Source organism: Streptomyces sp. C36 (assembly GCF_040932295.1).
GTDB lineage: Bacteria > Actinomycetota > Actinomycetes > Streptomycetales > Streptomycetaceae > Streptomyces > Streptomyces triculaminicus.
This window is the reverse complement of sequence record NZ_JBFQGI010000006.1, coordinates 361,251-380,012: the sequence shown is the minus strand read 5'-3', so window position 1 is coordinate 380,012 and position 18,762 is coordinate 361,251. Positions and strand designations below refer to the sequence as shown.

The window sequence follows — 18,762 nt, the reverse complement described above, 5'->3', positions numbered from 1 at the left end:
GACGCGTCACGCGTCCGCCGTCGCCTCCGCGGCCCCGCGCAGTGCCCGGTACAGCTCCTCGGCCGCCGCCAGGTGCGTGCCGGCCTCCGCGTCCTCGCCCGTCGCCCGCAGGGCGCTGCCGAGTGCCTGGTGGCTGCGGGCCGTCAGCAGCGCTTCCCCGGTCAGCCGGGCGCCGGCCAGGGCGTCCCGTGCCGTATCGACGGCGGCACCGTTCTCCCCGGCCGCCAGGAGCGCCTCGGAGAGCCGGAACAGGGCCTCCGTCTCGTTGTGGGCATGACCGCTGGACCGGGCCCGTTCCAGCACCCGGCGGTAGAGCGGGGCCGCCTGGGCGTGGGCGCCGGCGCGCAGCAGGCTGTCCGCCTCGGTCAGCATCATCCTGATGAGCCACTTCTCGTCCTCGGCCCGGGTGAAGACCGCCATCAGCTCCCGGCACTGCGCTCCGATCTCGGCCAGGTCCATGCGCCGGTCCGGGTCCTCGGCCTCGACCTGGAGCACGATGGTGCGCCGCCGGGCGACCAGCTGCCGGTCGCCGCTGGCCGCGGCCACGGCCACCGACCGCTCCGCGCAGTCGCGGGCCGAGGCGAAGTTCCCGAACTGGCGCTCCAGCTGGGCCAGCATCGCCAGGGTGAACAGCACCAGCAGGAAGGGCCGGTGGCGGTCGCCCGCCGGGGGAGTGTCCCCGAAGATCTCCAGTACCTTCAGCAGGTGCGCGCGCGAGCGGCGGAGGGACTCGGGGGACGAGTGCTTCTGGAGCATCACCCCGGCCGCGTAGTGGGCGGTGCCCGCCATCTCGCCGTCGCAGTGCTCCAGGGCGGCGGGGACCAGCGCGGTGGCGGCCTGCGCGAGCGACCCCAGCGGCACCATGTACTCGAAGCAGGGCACGAGGGTGAGGATGTCCACGGCCAGCGCCACCGCGTCGGGATCCCCGCTGGCCGCCGCCTGTTCGACCACGGCGGTCAGGGTGGGCAGTGCGTCCCGCACCCACTCCGTCGCGTCGCGCGCGGTACGGAGGTCCGCGCCCGCCGACCGCCGCGGGTGGATCTCCGCGGTCAGCGGCCCGGCCAGGGGCTGGGTGGCCCGCACCGCGGCGACGACGCTCGCGCACATGTAGTCGGCCGCGCGGCGGACCACCTCGCGGCGTTCGGGCTCGGTGAACTCCTTCTGGGCCTTCGCCCGCGCGTACGCGCCGACCAGGTCGTGGAAGTGGTAGCGGCCCGGTGCGCGGGTCTCCAGGAGCACGGCGTCGACCAGTGCCTCCAGGACCGTCTCGGCGTCCTCCTCCGGCAGGTCGAGAACGGCCGCCGCGCCCGTGACGTGGAACTCCGTGTAATGCGGGATGGACAGCGCCATGAACGCACGGGCCTGCACGGGGGGCAACTGGGATGTCGAGAGTTCGAAGACCGCCTCGAGCGTCAGCTCTCCCACCCGGAGCTCTCCGAGCAGCCGGGCCTGGTCCGACACGCGTGCCAGCAGGGTGTCGACGCTCCACGCGGGCCGGGCCGCCAGGCGGGAGCCCGCCGCGCGCAGCGCCAGCGGCAGATATCCGCAGGTCGCCGCCAGCGCGGCGACGGCCTCCGGCTCCTCCGCCGGCCGCCGCGCTCCGGCGACCTTGCCGATCAGTTCGACGGCGTCGTCGGGGCCCAGCCCCTCGAGGGGCAGGGTGAGCGTGGCGGGCATCGCGGCCAGGGTCCGGGCGGTGATCAGCGCGGCGCACCGGGCGGCGCCCGGCAGCAGCGGTTCGACCTGCGCCACGCTGGTGGCGTTGTCGAGGACGACCAGGACGGCGTGCTGCGAGAGCAGGGTGCGGAAGAGGGCCGAGCGGTCGGCGAGCGACACCGGGAAGCGCTCGTTGGGGACGCCCAGCGCGGTCAGGAAGCCCGTCAGGATCGCGGCCGGGTCGCAGGGCGTCCCGTCGGGGCCGCGCAGATTCGCGTACAGCTGCCCGTCCGGGTAGGTGCCGGCGACGGCGTGCGCCGTGCGCAGGGCCAGGGTGGTCTTGCCGACCCCGCCCATCCCGGTGATGACCGCGACGGCGTGCTCGGCGCCGCCGGTGAGCGCGGAGACCAGCGCCGAGAGCTGTTCCCGGCGGCCCGTGAAGTCGCTGGGCACGGCCGGAAGCTGAGCGGGCCGGCCGTCCGGGGCCGGCCGTATCCGGCCGGCCCGCGGCGGCCGCCCCCCGGCCGCCGCGGTGGGGGGTGCGAGGAGCGTCCGGTCCTCCGCCAGGATGGCGGCGTGCAGCTCCCGGAGGGCGGGGCCCGGGTCGACGCCCAGTTCCTCGGAGAGGACCCCGCGGGCGTTGTCGTAGGCCAGCAGCGCCTCGGCGGTCCGGCCGGACCGGTAGAGCGCCAGCATCAGCGCGCCGTGCAACCGCTCGCGGTAGGGGTACTCCTCCAGGGCGCCCAGGATGTCCGGCACCAGCTCCGGGCCGCGCCCGCACTCCAGCAGCAGCCCCAGGCGGTGCTCCACGGCGGAGGCGCGCTCCTCGGTCAGCGCGCGACGCCGGTCCTCGGCGCCGGGGCCGGGCAGCCCCGCCAGAGCGGGCCCCCGCCACATCCCGAGCGCGTCCTCCAGGCAGGCCACGGCGGACAGCGGGTCGCCGTCCCGGGCCCGTTGCCTGGCCTGTGCGGTGAGCAGGCCGAACCGCAGCGCGTCGACGTGCTCCTTGGGGAACCGCAGGACGTATCCGTCGTCCGTGGTCTCGATGACCGAGGACGGGCGCCCGCCGCCGTCCGACTCCACCCGGTCGATGTGCGTCCGCAGCCGGTGCACGTAGTTCACGACCACGCGCCGCGCGGAGGACGGCGGACGGTCGTGGTACAGGCCGTCGATCAGCTCATCGATCGTCACCAGCCTTTCCGTGCGCAGCGCGAGGGCCGCCAGCACGGCCTGCGGCCCCGGTGCTCCCGGGCGGGTGGCCGTCCCCTGCGCCGAGACGAACTGGACGGGCCCGAGCAATCGGATGCGAGTCACCTCGTGCGGTGTGGGCAATTGCGGCGTCTCCCCTGTCCCGACGGATCGCAGAGATCATATGTGGCGCCCGGACGGCGGGCGCCACCGCCGTCCGGGCGTCCTCCGACGACCTGGACAGGTCCGCTGCTCACACCTCGTTGCGGACGATGCAGAGGGCCCAGATGACGAAGCCGCACACGGCGATCACCACGATCGACCACAGCGGGTAGTAGGGGAGGAAGAGGAAGTTGGCGATCACGAGGAGCGCCGCTATGACGATGCCCAGCACTCTCGCCCACGTGGAGACCTTGAACAGCCCGATGCCCACCATGACCGCCGCGATGCCGAGGAAGAGGTGGAGCCAGCCCCAGCCCGTCAGGCTGAATTTGTAGACGTAGTTGGGCGTGTTCACGTACACCGTGTCGTGGACTATGGCCGAGATGCCCCGGAAGATGTCCAGGAAGCCCGCGATGAGCAGCATCACGGCCGCGAACACCGTCAGTCCGGCGGCTGCCGCCAGGGACCGTTCGCTGTGGGGGTGGTGGAGCGAGGAGGACATGGTCTTTCTCCTTCGTCCGGTCGTCGGTGGGGTTTCCGGCTGCTCTGGCGCCGGTCGTCGTGGGTCAGTGCAGGATCTTCTCCTTCGCCCGGCGGAACTCCTCGTCGGAGATGTCTCCCCTGGCGCGGATCTCCGAGAGCTTCATGAGCTCGTCCGCCTCGCTTCTGCGGCCCGTACCGCCGGCCGTGTCGCGGACGTACTGGTCGAACGCCTCCTGTTGCGCCCGGACGTGGCGCCGTTCCCGGGTGCCCATGCTCCGGCCCCGGGCGAGGACGTAGATGAAGACGCCCAGGAAGGGCAGCAGCAGGGTGAGAACGAGCCAGCCGGCCTTGGCCCATCCGCTCAGCGCGTCGTCGCGGAAGATGTCGGCGATCACGCGGAACAGCAGGATGAACCACCACACCCACAGCGCGATGACCAGGATGGTCCAGAACGCGCCCAGGAGGGGGTAGTCGTAGGCCAGATAAACGTTGTCGCTCATGATTCGGCTCCCTTTTCGGTGGAGGCGGCCGCGAGAACGGCGAGGATCGCCAGGACGAGGACGGTGATGACGAGGATCAGGGCCACGCCCGCCACGGTGGGGTAGTTCCACAGGAGCAGGATCAGTGCCGCCGCCGCGATGACGACGCCGGTGGTCCAGCGCCGGTGCGTCTGCAGCCAGTGGCCGGTGGCGCCGGTGCGCAGGCCGGAGTGGGCCATGGCCCGTCCGGAGGCTCCGGTGGCCCGGGTGGACACCGAGCGGACGAACCGGGCGCCCCGTCCGGGACCGTAGAGGTAGGCGGCCACCGCCGTGATCACCGCGATGACCAGGACCGTGCGGGTGCCGTCGCGCAGGAAGCGGACGAGGGTGTCGTAGGCCGAGGCGGCCGCGTCCGGTGGCAGGGTCGAGGGCGGCACGGAGTCCAGATAGATGTGCCGGACGACCGCGAGCCCCACGAGGAGCAGCACCATCATCACGCCGATGCCGATGGCCGCGGTCATCAGCGTCACCCGGTGGGCGGGCGCCGACCACACGGCGAGCGCGGCCAGGGCGATGACGGTGACGGGCAGCCAGGTGCCGACGACGTTGAGAAGGCGCATGGCGGCCTGGGCGTCGTTGAGCTTGTCGGTTTGGAACAGCGGGATCGTCTTGTCGACGTCGGGGATGTTCGCGGCCTTCTCGTAGCCGTCCTCGACGAGCTTCTGCTTGACCTTGTCCACGACCGTGCCCAGGTCGATGACGACGGAGTCGCCCCGGGCCTGCACGGCGCTGTTGCCCTCGCCGGTGAGCACCTTGACGACGGCCGCGTGGGCGCGCCGGTTCGCGTCGTTCCACAGCTCGGCGAACTGGTCGCTGGTGACGACCTTCTGGACGACGGTGTGGACGGCGGTGGTGAGGGCGTTCTTGAGGGGGCCGGCGAGCAGGTGGGACCTGTCCACGATCGCCGGCGGGGCGTTCGTCTTGGCGAGGGCTCCGGCGAGGGCGTCGGTGATGCCCTTGATGTCGACGTTGTCGACCACACGCGTGGTGAGCCGGTCCGTGACGGCGTTCTGCACCGCCGGATCCTTGGCCAGTGGCGCGACGGTCTGCACATAGCGATCGGTGTCCGAGACCTGGCTGTCGGCCCAGGCCGCCACCACCGCGAGCGGTGAGAGGACGAAGGCGAGCACCAGCAGGACGGACGTCGCCGCGTAGCGCAGCCGTCGGTGGCGCAGGGCCTCGCGCTGGCTCAGGCGTCTGTAGTGGTCGCGTTCGCCTGGGGTCAGCGGGCGGTCCTCGGACGACGGGCCGGGAGCGCTGGGCGCGTCCATGTCCTGCTCCCTCCTGGCCGGGCGCATACGCGCGGGGACGGTTGTCCTTAGCAGCGTGACCGCGGCCCGGTGGGCGCCGCATCACCCGTACCGGGTGAGCGCGGGAGCGGGCCCAGGGGCCCAGACCTTCGGAAACAGCGCAAACGGAGGCCGGCCCCGGCCCCGCGGGCGACACGCCCCCCGCCAAGGCCCCGGCCGGTCGCCGCGCGGTTCTAGGGTGCGGACTAGGGCGTGTCCCGACCCATCGGACACGCCCTAGGGGCCGCTCGCCCGTCACCGGGGCGCACCGGAAAGCGAAGAGGGTGCAGGCGTGAAACGTTGGCGGGCCTTGATCGTGCTCGGGACGGCCCAGTTCCTGATGGTGCTGGACACCTCGGTCATGAACGTCTCGATCAGCAAGCTGGTCGAGGACTTCGACACCGAGGTCACGGCGATCCAGGCCGTCATCACCCTCTACACCCTGGTCATGGCCGCCTTCATGATCACTGGCGGGAAGCTCGGGGACGCGTTCGGGCGCCGCCGGGCCTTCGCCGTCGGGCTGGTCGTCTACGGAGCCGGGTCCGCCCTCACCTCGGTGGCCCCACAGCTGTGGGTGCTGGCGCTCGGCTGGTCGGTGATCGAGGGCCTCGGCGCCACGCTCGTCCTCCCGGCGCTCGCGGCGCTCGTCGCCGGCGCGTACCGGGGCCGGGAACGGGCGGTCGCCTACGGCGTCGTCGGAGGGCTGGCCGGCGCCGGCATCGCGGTGGGGCCACTGCTCGGCGGGTGGGTGACGACGTACCTGACCTGGCGGCTGGTGTTCGCCGGCGAGGTCGTGATCGTCATCGCCATGCTGTGCGTCGTCCGCTGGATCCCCGACGTCCCGAAGGAGCCGAGGACCGCACTGGACAAGGGAGGCGTGGCGCTGTCCGCGGCCGGGCTCGCCCTATTCGTCCTGGGCGTCCTGCAGAGCAGCTCCTGGGGCTGGCTCAAACCCCGGAACCCGCCCTTCACCGTCCTCGGCTTCTCCCCGACCGTGTTCGCCATCGCCGCGGGAGGCGTACTGCTGTGGCTCTTCTGCTCCTGGGAGCGTCGGCAGAGTGCGCGGGGGAGGGAGCCCCTGATGCGCCTGTCGCTGTTCGCGGTCCCGCCGCTGCGGTCCGGTCTGACCATGCTGCTCTGTCAGAACCTCGTCCTGCTCGGCCTGTTCTTCATCATCCCGCTGTACCTCCAGGTCGTGCAGGGCCTCAACGCCTTCCAGACCGGACTGCGCCTGCTGCCGGTGTCGGTGACCATGCTGCTGTCCGCCATGACGGGCCCGCTGCTCGGCCGGGTCGCCGCGCCCCGGACGGTGGTGCGCTGCGGCCTGCTGGTGCTCCTGGTCGCGCAGGTGTGGCTGCTGGCCACGATCGAGCCCCGGATCGACAACCTCTCCTTCGGCCTGGCGATGGCCGTCCTCGGTGTGGGCATGGGGCTCCTCGCCTCCCAGCTGGGCAATGTCGTGCAGTCCAGCGTCGGCGAGGAGGAACGCAGCGAGGCGGGCGGCCTGCAGTACACCGCGCAGAACCTCGGCTCGTCCCTGGGCACCGCGCTCATCGGCTCCCTGCTGATCGGCGCCCTGGTCCACGCCTTCACCACCCAGATCGAGGACAACCCGCAGATCTCGGACGCGGCCCGCCGGCAGGCCGGCATCTCCATGGAGGCGGGCGTCAGCTTCGTCGGTACGGACCAGGTGCGCGGCGCCGCCGAAGGCGCCGGGCTTCCGCCCTCCGAGGTGGACGCGATCGTCGGCTCGTACTCCACGGCGCAGCTCAACAGCCTCAAGGCCGCCGTGCTGGCCGCCGCGGCCGTCACCCTCGGCGCCCTCCCGTTCACCCGCCGGCTGCCCGCCGAGCGGCCGGCCCGGGAGGCCGGCCGGTGAGCGTGGTACTGCGGCCCGTCGGGACGGCGACCGCCCTCGTCCTCGCCTATTACCTGCTCCCTCTGAACGAGAGGTTCGAGGGAGCCACCGCCGTGGGCCTCGTTCTCGGCCTGGCCGCCGTGGCGGCCCTGTTCACCTGGCAGATCCGTTCGATCCTGCGGTCCTCCCGGCCCCGGCTGCGGGCCGTCGAGGCGCTGGCCACCACCGTGCCCCTGTTCCTGCTGCTCTTCGCGGCCACGTACTACCTCCTGGAGCAGGCCGAGCCGGGGGGTTTCACCGAGCCCCTGAACCGGACCGACGCCCTGTACTTCGCGCTCACGGTGTTCAGCACCGTCGGCTTCGGCGACATCGCCCCCCACGCGGAACCGGCACGGATCGTCACCATGGCGCAGATGGCGGGTGACATCCTGCTCGTCGGTGTCGCCGCCCACGTCGTCGTCGGCGCCGTCCAGTCCGCCCTCGCGCGCGACCCGTCAACCGCTCCCGGAGGGCCCCGCGGCTCCGGAGGAACCGGCCGGGGGTAGGGCGCGGCCCGCCCTGGCCGCGAGCTCCCACAGGCGCCGCCAGTCCAGACGCGGCCGCGCCGGCGGAACACCCGGACGGTGCCGCGGAACCCGTACCCGCAGCGCACCTGGCTCCGACACACAGCGCACGGGAGTGGGCAGCGTCAGCGCCTCACCGTCGACGCCCACCCGCACCTCCGGCCCGTCGGCGTCGACGACGACCTCGCCGGCGGTGAGGGAGACCAGGCCCGGAGCGTGCCGGCCGCGCAGCAGCTCGGCCGCCTGGACCGCGCTGTCGACCGTGACGCCCACCAGCCCCAGCACGCCGCCGTCGAGCCGGTCGCGCCGGCCCAGCCCCGCACGGTCACCCACCCGGTAGGGGTTGTTGCTCACCAGCACGGCCTGCGGCGCGTCGAGGGCGACGGCCCCGGCGCCCACCGTCAGCCGGGGGCCGTGCTGATGCGTCAGCACGTCGGGCAGCAGCCGCAGCAGGGTGCCGGCCTTGTCGTCGCGGTACGCCGGGCTCTGCACGACCTCCGCGTACGCGCCGAAGGAGGCGTTGTTGACGAAGACGCGCCCGCCGACGCGCCCGAGGTCCACCCGGAACTCGACCCCGTCGGTGAGCGCCTCCAGGCTCCGCGACGGGTCCTCCCGGTCGAGCCCGAGGTCCAGGGCGAAGTGATTGCGCGTCCCGGCCGGAATCACCACGAACGGCACGCCGTGCTCGGCCGCCACATCCGCCACCAGCGCCTGCGTCCCGTCGCCCCCCGCCACACCGAGCAGATCGGCGCCCCGGGCGACGGCGTCGCGGGCGAGCCCGGCGGCGTCCCAGTTGCCCGGGCCGAGCAGCACCACCTCCGCGCCGAGTGCCTCGGCCCTCTCCTTCAGCCGGAAACGCCCCACCTTCCCGCCGCCCGAGCGCGGATTCATCAGCAGAAAAGCCCGCCCGGGCGGCGGGACCGGCCGGCCGGGGGCCGTACGGGGGGCCGAGTCCGCCCTCAGCGCGGAGCGGCCCGCGACGGCGGCCAGCGACCCCAACGCCACGGACACCACGACGAGCCACAGCAGCCTCGCCGCCGCGTACGCCGCGAGGACGGCCAGCGGTGCCGCCCCCGCCAGGACCAGCGCGGCGCCCCTCACCACGCCCCGGCGCGTCAGCGCCCACCACCCGGCCGCCGCCGACACGACCAGGCCCGCCACCCCCACGGCCACCAGCGCCACACTCCGGAACCCCGCCACGGACAGCAGCAGCACCCCCGCGCCGACGGCCGCCACGACCGCCAGCCGCGCATTCCAGCGCTGCCGTGCCCCTCCGGGGGCGGCGACCTGCCTCATGGCACCTCCAGGGCTCGCGGCCCGGCCTTGTCGCCATTGTCGTCGCCCGCGGGGAGCACCACCACCGTCACCCGGAACGGGTGAGGCAGGTCCCGGCACGCCGGGCCACAGTGGAACTGCCACCGGTGCGGGCCGAACCGGTGACGGGGAGACCGCCACGCGGCCACGGGCACGCCCCGGCCGCGCGGGCGGATCCCCGCCCAGGGCGACAGCCGAGGAAGGCGGACCCGGATGAACGGCGGACCCGGATGAACGGCGGCGGACGAACCACCGGCGGGCCGCGCCCGGCCCCCGGGGACGAGTCGGTGACGGTCGAGGCCCAGGCGCTGCTGCCGATGATCTGGGCCGATCCGCAGCACATGCCCGAGCAGCTGGCCTTCTTCGCGGTGCGGCGGTTCGGCCCACGGGCCGCGGCCGCCGTGGCCCGCCGCGAGGAGCGCGAGCCGCAGGCGGCGGACGACGAGCTCCGCCGGGAGGCCATCACCCACGGAACCCGCATGACGATCGCCGACGGCGCCGTGCTGGGCGGCCCGTTCGTGATCCTCATGCCGGTCGGTTTCGTCGCCGCCCTGCTCTCCCAGGCCCGGATGGTGCTGGAACTGGCCGTCCTCGCCGGGCACGACCCCCGCAGCGAACGCCGGGTGGCGGACCTGCTGGTCCTTCAGGACGTGTACCCCTCGACCGAGGCGGCCGCCGCGTCCCTGGCCGAGGTGCGGCGTCACCCGCCGGGAGGCCACGGCCGCATCCCCCGGCGGACGCGATGGTCGATGCTGGTCAGGATGGCGGCGATCCTCGGCATCGTGGGCGGCGGCGAGAAGCGCGGCAAGCTCCAGCAGGTGGTCGCGGCCCTCCCGATCGCGGCCCTGTTCCTCGTGGGCATGGTGCTGCCGCTGATCTGGGTACCCGCCCTCGCGGTGATCTACCGGAAGAACACCCTGCGGCTCGCGGACAGGGCCGTGCGGTACTACACCCCGGGCGCCGTGGGCTACCAGGCCGCGCACCCCGGGCGGCTCAGCCACGCGCCCAGGGCGGCCGGCGTCGCCGTCATCCTGCGGTTCCTCGCCCTGGCCGTGGCGCCCCTCGCGGTCGCGGTCGGTCTCGCCGTGGCCGGGATCCGGCTGGCCGGCGGGTTCTGGGGCACCGGCCTGATCATCCTCGTCGCGGTCTCCCTCCTCGCGGCGGGCGTCTGGTTCGTGTACCGCCGGTCACGCCGGCGGTGAGCAGGGAAGGAGACGGCCTTGAGCACACAGGAGCATCATCCGGCGCCGGACGAACGCGCGGCGCGCGGCAAGGCGGCGCGCGGCCGGGTTCCCCGCTCGGCCCACGCCGCGTGCGAACTCCCCGCCGGCCGGGCCGACCCGGTCGAGATCCTCGAACGGCAGTGCGCCGACCGGGTGCCGGACCTCGTGCCGATCCGCTACGGACGCATGCTGCGCTCGCCGCTCTCCTTCCACCGCGGCGCCGCCGCCATCATGGCCGCCGACCTGGGCACCCAGCCCCGCACCGGAATCGAGGCACAGCTGTGCGGGGACGCCCACCTGCTGAACTTCGGGCTCTTCTCCTCCCCCGAGCGCCGCCTGGTCTTCGACCTCAACGACTTCGACGAGACCCTGCCCGGCCCGTGGGAGTGGGACGTCAAGCGGCTGGCCGCCAGCCTGGCGATCGCCGGACGGGACAACGGCTTCCCCCGGAAGCGACGCGCGGACGTCGTCCGCGCCACCGTACGGTCGTACCGGCAGGCGATGCGTGACTTCGCGGGGAAGGGCAACCTCGAGGTCTGGTACACGCGCTATGAGGCCGAGCGCCTGCGCGCCCTGTTCGCCGACCGGCTCGATCAGCAGGGACGCCGCCGGTTGTCCCGGGCCCTGGAGACCGCGCGCACCCGCGACCAGCAGCACGCCTTCCAGCGGCTCACCGAGGTCGTCGACGGCGTCCGCCGGATCGCCGCCGACCCGCCCCTGCTCGTCCCGCTCGGCGACCTGATGGCCGACGACCGGCGGGCCGAACTCGAGGGACGCCTGCGCCTGCTCGCCGAGCGGTACGGCCGCAGCCTCGCCTCCGACCGCCGGCACCTGCTGAGCCAGTTCCGGATGGCCGACGCCGCGCGCAAGGTCGTGGGCGTCGGCAGCGTGGGCACCCGCTGCTGGATCGTGCTGATGCTCGGCAGGGACGCCGACGATCCGCTGATCCTGCAGGCCAAGGAGGCCGTCCCCTCGGTGCTGGCGCCCTACGTACGACCGAGCGCCTACGACAACGAAGGGCAACGCGTGGTCTGCGGACAGCGCCTGATGCAGGCAGTCAGCGACATCCTCCTCGGCTGGGAGCGCGCCACCGGGATCGACGGGCGGCAACGCGACTTCTACGTCCGTCAGTTGCGCGACGGGAAGGGAAGCGCCCGCCCCGAGAGGATGTCGCCCGGCCAGATGCGGGTCTACGGCGAGCTGTGCGGCGCCACCCTGGCCCGCGCCCACGCCCGCTCCGGCGACCGCATCGCCATCGCCGCGTACCTGGGCGGCGGCGACGCCTTCGACCGGGCGCTGGCCGACTTCGCCGAGGCCTACGCCGACGTCAACGAGCAGGACTTCCTGGCACTCGCCGAGGCCGCGGACCACGGCCGCGTCGTGGCCCGGGACGCCTGACGCGCCCGCGCCCGCCGGCCCGCGGTCACCACTTCTTCCACTCGGGCAGGGGATGTACGCCGGGAACCCTGTCGGCCACGCTCTCCCGCAGCGCCACCCGGCGCGCCACGGCCCGCTCGTACCACCGGCCGTACCGGTCCGCGAGAGCGACGGCCGAGACGCCGTGCAGCAGGACGCTCAGCCCGACGGTGACCGCGATCACCGTGCCCGTGGGCCGCGTCCCGGGCACCTCCTCGGCCGCCACGAGAAGCCCGAGGACGAGGGAGGGCAGGCCACGGGGGCCGAACCAGCCGGTGTAGGCCACGGTGGCCGGGCGCAGCCCGCTGCCCATGAGGGCGAGGGCGGTGGGCAGCATGCGCACCACCGTCAGGCTCAGCACCGCGTAGGTGACGACACGCCAGTTCAGATGCGTCAGCGCGGGTCCGAGCAGCACCGCGCCGAAGACCATGAAGCTCAGCGCGGCGAGGAGCGCCGCCAGGTGCTCGACAGACTCGAGCGTGTCGTCCTGCCCGTCCGGAGCGCCGTCCGGAACGCCGTCCTGAGTGCCGTCCGGCGGCGGTCCCGCGCCCAGGGCGGCCGTGAAGACGAAGCCCGTGACCCAGGCGGCGACGAAGGCGCTGCCGCCCGTGGCGGCCGCGAGTGTGCCCGCCATGGTGACGAGGGCGAGGGGCACGATGTGGCGCCAGTCGTGCGCGACGAGGCCCCCGGCCCACGCCCGGCGCAGCAGCCACCCGCCGAGCCCCCCGACCAGCACCCCCAGCAGGGGGCTGAGCACCAGCACCTGCCCGAGGATTCGCGCCACCCCCTGGTGGGAGGCCGCCGTCCCGGGCAGGCCGGCGAGGAGGACGGCGAAGACCGGCAGGACCAGGCACTCGTTCAGGCCGCACTCGGCGTTGAGCCCGTGCCGCACGACCGCCGGGATGCGCGGTGCGAACACCGCGGCCTTGCCCACGGACGCGTCGGTGGGCGCGAGGACCACCCCGGCGAGCGCCAGTTCCCAGGCCGTCAGGCCCGGCAGCAGCGCCCACGCCAGGAGCGCGCCGCCCGCGATGGTGAGCGGCAGCGCGACGACGAGCAGCCGGACGGGCAGGAACCAGCCGCTGCGGAACTCCTCCGAACGGATCGTGGCGGCGTCGGTGAACAGCACCAGCGCCAGGGCCACCTCGGCGAGGGTGAGCACCGGACCGGCGTCGCGCTCCAGGTCCAGGAGGCCGAGGCCCACCGGGCCGATGAGCACGCCGGCCGCGGTGAACACCAGCGGGGCCGACACGGCGGTCGAGGCCAGGCGCCGGGAGACCAGGGCGTATCCGCCGGTCACCGCGGCCACCGCGGCCGTCGCCCACGCGCTGCCTGCGCTCACGTCTCTCCTCCGGCCGCCCGCGGCGCGCGCCGGCCGCCGGTCCGGGCCCCGCGCCCGTCCCCGTACGCGGACGGCGCTCCCGGTCGCATGGAGCGTAACGGCCATCGGCCGCGATTCCCCTCGCCATACGGGCGGCGGGGCGCCGGGTCGCCCGAGTGGATGACGCGGCGGACCGGCGGATCCGGCCCACTCCCCCCGGTGGCTCAGCGGAAGCCTCCGGCATCCTGGGCGTCGTCGTGTCCCTCCGCGCCCGGGAGCGTGCCGCGCGGCAGCAGACCCGCGACCGGCGGCTGGTTCAGCCGGATCCGGGTGGCGGGCAGCCCGGCGAACTGGGAGGCGAGCCGGGACGCGTGCGTCCGCGTGAAGACGCTCAGGTGGGAGCCGGTGTGCTGGGCCAGTTCCAGGGCCTGCGCCCACCAGGTGAACCGGGTCACGACCGCCAGGGGGCCGAGCGGCAGCTCGTGGGGGCGTTCGTGCCACCGGGAGCCGTCCAGCAGGATCACCGGCCGCGGGACGGCCGGCGCGGAGCCGTCGGGGCGGTCACCCGGCCGGCCGCCCAGGAGGAGGGGCTGGGCACCGGACGCGACGGCGCTGTCGGCCCAGTCCAGCAACAGGGCCGGCTGACGGCGCTGGAGCAGCGTGCTCCCCGGGGTGAACCGGGCCGCCTCCCGGACGAAACAGTCCAGGAAGTCCGCCGACTGGGCGGCGTGCACCGCGATGAGCGGGGTGGCGGCGCAGCCGCGGCCCGCGCGCGAGAAGCACGCCCGGACGGCGGCACGCGCGGCCGCCCGCGCCTGTCCGTCGTGCCGCACCACGAGGAGTCCGGGCAGCCGAGGGCGCGCCCGCGTGGAACGCGCCGGCCCGGGCCCGCAGCACTGCGGCGCGACGTCGTCCGCGTGCTCGGTCAGGACGGCGCGCACCGCACGGGCGGTGGCGTGATCCGAGAAGCCCTGGACGACCAACTGCCAGGCACCGGCGGGCAGCCCGGCGCGGCGCGCCGCGGAGGTCACCGCGAGCGCCACCATGGCGCTGCGCACGTCGACCTCGGTGACCACCGCCCCGCCGCGCAGCAGCGCGGGGAGGGCTCCCTCGAGCAGGGAGGCCAGCGGCCGCGCGTCGTCCACCTGGGAGGCGAGCACCGTCGGCCGCTCCCCGGTCCGGTGCGGCGGGCCCCCTGGGCCGGCCCTGCCCCGCGGCTGCCAGGAGTCGAAGCCATGGCGTCCGGCCGCCGCGAAGTGGCGCAGCACCCGGTCGGCCTGCCGGAGTTCGGTGGCGGCGTCCACGGAGCCCAGCCCCGCGGCGTGCGTCAGGACGGAGCCCAGGGCGCCATGGCGTCCGGCGAGGCCCTTGCGCAGCCACGTGAGCCACCTGGCGCGGTCGGAGGCCCGTACGCCCCGCCAGACCCCGTGCGCCGTGCGCGCCCGCTCGACCGCGTTTCTCGCGTCCGCGGGCACGGACAGCGGAAGGGAGAGCAGAGGACGTCCGGAGAACGCGCTCTCCACGAGGACGTGTTCACGGTGGCCCGCGGAGACTGTGCCGGCCTTCAGCGCCGCGGCGAGCGTCGTGCCGAGCAGGTCCTGGTAGGTCCGGCATCGAGGGCGCGAGGGCATGGGCGGCTCCCTGGGTGCCTCCAGCCGGATGATGGTGGGAAAGAGGATGGGTGGAATGAACTCGAGTGAAGCCTTTCCGGCGCAACCGCACGGGAAACAACGATTCTGCAGAAATGTCCGATGTCGGTGTTCGGCCCCTTCGGGCGTTCGGTCCCTCCGGTCGTTCGGCTCCGCCCGGGCGTTCAGCCCCGGCCGGCGGGGCAGGTCGTCGCCGCCGAGGGCTGCGTGAAGGCCGGACGGCGCTGCTCGGTGTCGTAGTAGCGGTGGAAGACGGGGGTGGCCGCGCCCGAGAGGGGCGGGACGATCCACGACCAGTCGGCCCCGACCTGCCGGCCGGCCCGTTCCTCGCGGGCGATGTGGTCCAGGAAACGCCGCGACTCGGTGTGGTGGTCGGTGATGGAGACGCCTGCCCGCTCGAACGAGTGCAGCACGGCGATGTTCAGCTCGACCAGCGCCCGGTCCTTCCACAGGGAGCGGTCCCGGGAGGTGTCCAGGCCCAGCCGCCGGGCGATCTCCGGCAGCTGGTCGTAGCGGTCGGCGTCGGCCAGGTTGCGGGCGCCGATCTCGGTGCCCATGTACCAGCCGTTGAAGGGGGCCAGCGGATAGACCACGCCGCCGATCTCCAGCCGCATGCCGGAGACGGCCGGCACCGCGTACCAGCGCAGGCCCAGCCGGGAGAACCACGGCAGCCCCGGATGCTCGATCGGCACCTGGAGCACGGCCGAGTCCGGCACCTCGAACCACCGCGGCTTCTCGCCGCGGCCCTCCACCAGCAGGGGCAGCACGTCGAAAGGGGTGCCCGGCCCGCCGGGCCAGCCCAGATCCTGGGCGAGGGCGGTGATCCCGGCGTTCGCCGGGTCGCCGAGCACGGTGCCGTCGGGGCGGGTGTAGCCCGCGTAGCGCACCAGTTGCTCGTTGAGGACGCGCGGCCCCGGCCGCCCGGGGGCGTCGGGGGCGAAGACGGTGACGTACGGGCGTACGCGCCCGCCGTTGCCGGCCAGGCGCAGGTGCTGGACGGCCTCCTGCGCGATCCGCTCGGCGTCGTCGACGTGACGCAGGTCCCGTACCGCCAGGGAGCGCCAGTACAGCCGGCCGATGCAGCGGTTGCTGTTGCGCCAGGCGACCCTGGCCCCGAACTCCAGCTCCTCGCGCGTGTGCCGGTAGGTCCCGGTGCGGGCGATCTCCGAGGCGACCTCCGCCAGCCGCCGGTCGGGCGAGCCGGCACCGGGATTCTCGCGGTGATGGAGGCGTATGAACTCCTCCGCCAGGGCGAGGACGGTACCGGCTCCCCGTAAGGCGTCCCCTCCCCGCGGTGCGTCGGGCGTCCGCAGGGTGCGCGGTGTGGGATGTCCGGTCATCGCTGCTGGCCTCGTCGAGAGTCGTCGCGGTTCGGTCACACGCATCCCGGAGGGCGGTCAACCGCCCCTTGGTGCCGCGCCCTTGCCGTGACGACGGACGAGAGGCCTGCCGGCCGCCCGGTCCCCGTTGGGGGAGGGCGGAGACAGCCTACGAGGAAGCCCGCGGGCCTGCCATGCGTATCCCTCAGCCGGTCTCTCCCAGCCGGTACTCCCTCAGCCGGTCTCTCCCCGCCGGTACTCCCTCAGCCGGTGCCCGGGCGTTCCTCCAGGACCAGGGACTGGGCCGAGGGCATCAACAGGAAGCGCGGGACCGGCCGGACCGGTTCCGGATCGAGCGAGCGCAGGCGCCACCTCGAGCCGATCCCGGCGAGCGCCAGCATGGCCTCCGTCATCCCGTAGAACTCCCCCATGCACCGGCGCCGGCCCGCGCCGAAGGCGAGGAACGACTGCCGCTGGCCCGGCGTGACGCGATCGGGCAGCCACCGGTCGGGCTCGAAGGCGTCCGGCCGGGGGAAGACGCCCGGATCGCGCTGGAGGGCGTAGGGGCTGACGATCACGTCGGCTCCTGCCGGGAGGACGACCCCCGCGACCCGCGCCCGCTTCACCACGACCCTGCTGAGCATCCAGGCCGGTGGGTACAGGCGCAGCACCTCGGTCAGGACCCGCTTGGTGAAGGGGAGGTGCGGCAGGTCGTCGAAGGCGGGCTCGCGGCCGCAGAGCCTGGCGTCGAGCTCGGCCCACAGCCGCCGCTCCACCTCGGGCCGGCGGGCCAGTACATGAAAGGTCCAGGCCAGCAGGGAGGCGGTGGTCTCCACACCGGCTGCCAGCACGGACATGACCTGGTCCCGCACCTCCCCGTCGTCCGGGACACGGCCGCTCCCCTCCTCCGCGGCCATGATCGTCGACAGCAGGTCCCCCCGGTCCCGCTCCGCGCCGCGGTACTGCGCGATGACGTCGTCCACGGCGGCGTCGAGACGGGAACGGGCCCGGGAGAAACGCCGGTTCGCCTGGGTGGGCACCCGGTGTGCCCAGGGCAGGGGGACGAGCATCCGGCGCAGCATCCCTTGCAGGAGCACCGGCAGCGTGGCCGCCATCGTCTCCGCCGCCTGCCGGCCCGCGGGCGCGGAGACCAGCGTCCGGGAGACGACCGCCGCCGACAGGCGGTACATCTCCTCCCTGACCGCCACCGCGCGGCCGGGACGCCACAAGGCGGTGGTCTCCCGCACGCAGGCGCTCATCACGGGGGCGTAGCCGGCGACCCGGCTGCGGTGGAACGCCGGCTGCACCATGGGCCGTTGGAGCCGGTGCTCGTCCGCGCTGCAGGTGATCACGCCGTTGCCGACGAGGAGGCGGGCCGCCTCCATGAACGGCCCGCCCTTGTCGAAGCACCGCTGCTCCGAGGCGAGGACCTGCAGGGCCGCCTCCGTGCCGGTGACGAGGAACGCCTCGCGTCGGCCGATGAGCAGCCTCACCACCGGCCCCTCGCCGTCCTGCGAGCACAGGAACGCGAGCGGATCCCGCAACAGCGGATGGGCGTGCCCGACCAGGGGCAGCGCCCCTGCGGCGGATTTGATCCCCGGCCCGGCCCCGGACCCGGCCTCTGGCTTGGTCCCGGATCCGGCCTCTGACCTGATCCCGGACTCGATCGACTCGACCCCGGACTCGATTTCCGAAGTGACCACGTGTGCGACCCCTGTCATGTCGGTTCGGCATGAGGTGGGCGGAAAAACCGGACAGACCTACGGCCACGCCGGGGCGGATCGCGCCTCGTGCGGGGCCGTCGGGCAACTCCATTCCACTACACACAGTGCCGACTTGGAAGCGGAACGTGATAATTGCTGGTGCGGGGACCGGGAATTGCCCCCTCCGGTCGCTGTGTGGCCGGCGCACACCCGCACCCCGACCGCTGTGTGCCCGCGCTCCGTCGATCCCCGCGCGCCGCCACCCTAGGGTGCCGCCATGACCGCCCCCTCGCCTTCCCCCGGCCGCCCGCCCGCCGAACTCGCCGGGCGCACCGCCCTCGTCACCGGCGCCGCCGGAGGCATCGGCGCCGCCTGCGTCCTGCGGCTCGCCGCGGCCGGGGCCCGGGTGCGCGCGCTGGACCGCGACGCCGCCGCGCTCGCGGAGCTCGCCCGGACGGCGGAGGGGGAGGGGGCGGGGGCGAGCGTCGAGACCGTCGTGCTCGACCTCGGCGACCTCGACGCGGCCGAACACGTCGCGGGCGGCGCCGACATCCTCGTCAACAACGCCGGCGTCCAGCTCGTACGCCCCATCGAGGACTTCCCGCCCGACGCCTTTCACGCCATCCTCACCGTCATGCTGGAGGCGCCCTTCCGTCTGCTGCGCGGCGCGCTGCCGCACATGTACGCCCAGGGCTGGGGCCGCGTCGTGAACATCTCCTCCGTGCACGGGCTGCGGGCGTCCGCGTACAAGTCCGCCTACGTCGCCGCGAAACACGGCCTCGAGGGGCTCTCGAAGACGGCCGCCCTCGAAGGGGCCCGCCACGGCGTCACCTCCAACTGTGTGAGCCCCGGCTACGTACGCACCCCGCTCATCGAACGTCAGCTGTCCGACCAGGCCGACGCCCACTCCCTGCCCGCCGAACGCGTCGTGACGGACGTCCTGCTGGCCGGCCAGGCGCTCAAACGCCTCATCGAACCGGAGGAGGTCGCCGAGGCCGTCGCCTACCTCTGCGGGCCGCACGCCGGCGCCGTCACCGGCGCGACGCTGACGATGGACGGCGGATGGACCGCCCGTTGAG

The 18,762-nt window shown here is 74.1% G+C and carries 14 protein-coding genes; 5 read left to right on the top strand and 9 right to left on the bottom strand.

From position 1 onward, the window contains the following. Window positions 1-6: 6 nt before the first annotated feature. From AB4K12_RS20830 to AB4K12_RS20815, 4 genes are all read right to left on the bottom strand, one after another. Entirely contained in the window at window positions 7-2,970 is a 2,964-nt protein-coding gene (locus AB4K12_RS20830; RefSeq protein WP_368435611.1) for a BTAD domain-containing putative transcriptional regulator, read from the bottom strand. A gap of 127 nt (window positions 2,971-3,097) precedes the next feature. Further along, window positions 3,098-3,508, bottom strand: coding sequence for a hypothetical protein (locus AB4K12_RS20825; RefSeq protein WP_362261967.1), 411 nt, complete (start codon window positions 3,506-3,508; stop codon window positions 3,098-3,100). Window positions 3,509-3,572: 64 nt separating this feature from the next. After that, complete coding sequence (locus AB4K12_RS20820; RefSeq protein ID WP_362261964.1) at window positions 3,573-3,989, bottom strand: SHOCT domain-containing protein; 417 nt, start codon at window positions 3,987-3,989, stop codon at window positions 3,573-3,575. Continuing rightward, window positions 3,986-5,299, bottom strand: coding sequence for a hypothetical protein (locus AB4K12_RS20815; protein ID WP_368435610.1), 1,314 nt, complete (start codon window positions 5,297-5,299; stop codon window positions 3,986-3,988). The genes AB4K12_RS20820 and AB4K12_RS20815 overlap by 4 nt, the downstream gene beginning before the upstream one ends. Before the next feature lie 310 nt (window positions 5,300-5,609). Here AB4K12_RS20815 and AB4K12_RS20810 point away from each other — a divergent pair, with 310 nt between their 5' ends. Both AB4K12_RS20810 and AB4K12_RS20805 read left to right on the top strand, forming a co-directional pair. Beyond that, window positions 5,610-7,196, top strand: a complete 1,587-nt coding sequence (locus AB4K12_RS20810; protein ID WP_368435609.1) for an MFS transporter — start codon at window positions 5,610-5,612, stop codon at window positions 7,194-7,196. Then, window positions 7,193-7,720, top strand: a complete 528-nt coding sequence (locus AB4K12_RS20805; RefSeq protein WP_368435608.1) for a potassium channel family protein — start codon at window positions 7,193-7,195, stop codon at window positions 7,718-7,720. The genes AB4K12_RS20810 and AB4K12_RS20805 overlap by 4 nt, the downstream gene beginning before the upstream one ends. Here AB4K12_RS20805 and AB4K12_RS20800 read toward each other — a convergent pair. Then, window positions 7,670-9,034, bottom strand: coding sequence for a diacylglycerol kinase family protein (locus AB4K12_RS20800; protein WP_368435607.1), 1,365 nt, complete (start codon window positions 9,032-9,034; stop codon window positions 7,670-7,672). The genes AB4K12_RS20805 and AB4K12_RS20800 overlap by 51 nt on opposite strands. Before the next feature lie 305 nt (window positions 9,035-9,339). On the opposite strand from AB4K12_RS20800, the gene AB4K12_RS20795 reads away from it, so the two are divergent. Next, window positions 9,340-10,254, top strand: a complete 915-nt coding sequence (locus AB4K12_RS20795) for a hypothetical protein (RefSeq protein WP_368435606.1) — start codon at window positions 9,340-9,342, stop codon at window positions 10,252-10,254. A gap of 18 nt (window positions 10,255-10,272) precedes the next feature. Further along, window positions 10,273-11,673: a DUF2252 domain-containing protein gene (locus tag AB4K12_RS20790; RefSeq protein ID WP_368435605.1), complete on the top strand. Its 1,401-nt coding sequence runs from the start codon at window positions 10,273-10,275 to the stop codon at window positions 11,671-11,673. A gap of 25 nt (window positions 11,674-11,698) precedes the next feature. Here AB4K12_RS20790 and AB4K12_RS20785 read toward each other — a convergent pair whose 3' ends face one another. The 4 genes from AB4K12_RS20785 to AB4K12_RS20770 form a co-directional block, all read right to left on the bottom strand. Then, a complete protein-coding gene (locus AB4K12_RS20785) occupies window positions 11,699-13,033 on the bottom strand; it encodes a cation:proton antiporter (RefSeq protein WP_368435604.1) in 1,335 nt (444 codons plus the stop codon). A 203-nt stretch (window positions 13,034-13,236) separates the two neighbouring features. Further along, window positions 13,237-14,643, bottom strand: a complete 1,407-nt coding sequence (locus tag AB4K12_RS20780; RefSeq protein ID WP_368435603.1) for an aldehyde dehydrogenase family protein — start codon at window positions 14,641-14,643, stop codon at window positions 13,237-13,239. Between the two features lie 182 nt (window positions 14,644-14,825). Further along, window positions 14,826-16,001 carry a nitric oxide synthase oxygenase gene (locus AB4K12_RS20775; RefSeq protein ID WP_368435602.1) on the bottom strand — a complete coding sequence of 392 codons (1,176 nt, stop codon included), beginning with the start codon at window positions 15,999-16,001 and terminating at the stop codon, window positions 14,826-14,828. A gap of 242 nt (window positions 16,002-16,243) precedes the next feature. Continuing rightward, window positions 16,244-17,683, bottom strand: a complete 1,440-nt coding sequence (locus tag AB4K12_RS20770) for a cytochrome P450 (RefSeq protein WP_368435601.1) — start codon at window positions 17,681-17,683, stop codon at window positions 16,244-16,246. Window positions 17,684-17,960: 277 nt separating this feature from the next. On the opposite strand from AB4K12_RS20770, the gene AB4K12_RS20765 reads away from it, so the two are divergent. Next, on the top strand, window positions 17,961-18,761 hold the full coding sequence (locus tag AB4K12_RS20765) for a 3-hydroxybutyrate dehydrogenase (RefSeq protein ID WP_368435600.1): 801 nt from the start codon (window positions 17,961-17,963) through the stop codon (window positions 18,759-18,761). The last annotated feature ends 1 nt before the right edge of the window (window position 18,762 follow it).